We start from the raw sequence: 257 nt of genomic DNA, 5'->3' as shown, positions 1-257 counted from the left end.
CCGTCCGCCACGGCGGTGACCACCTGACGGAGGGGCTTCGTCCGCACGTCGCCCACGGCGTAAACGCCGGGAATACTGGTTTCCGTGGTCTCTCCGGCCACGATATAGCCGCCGCCGTCCAGCGCCAGTTGACCCACCGCCAGCGCCGTGGCGGGCTGTCGGCCCACGCTGACAAATACGCCGTCGCAGTCCACCACGCTTTCCTCACCGGTGACGGTGTCCCGCAGGCGGACGCCGGTCAGCCTGTCCCCGGAAAG

The 257-nt window shown here is 69.6% G+C and carries 1 protein-coding gene; it reads right to left on the bottom strand.

Annotation, left to right across the window (positions count from 1 at the left end; genetic code table 11):
- Positions 1-257: NAD(P)/FAD-dependent oxidoreductase (locus tag GPK89_RS14735; RefSeq protein ID WP_215694307.1), on the bottom strand; the 257-nt coding region annotated here is incomplete at both ends.

This window comes from Gemmiger formicilis (genome assembly GCF_018784445.1).
GTDB lineage: Bacteria > Bacillota > Clostridia > Oscillospirales > Ruminococcaceae > Gemmiger.
Note: the sequence above shows the minus strand (reverse complement) of the source record. Positions and strands in the feature narration are given on the sequence as shown.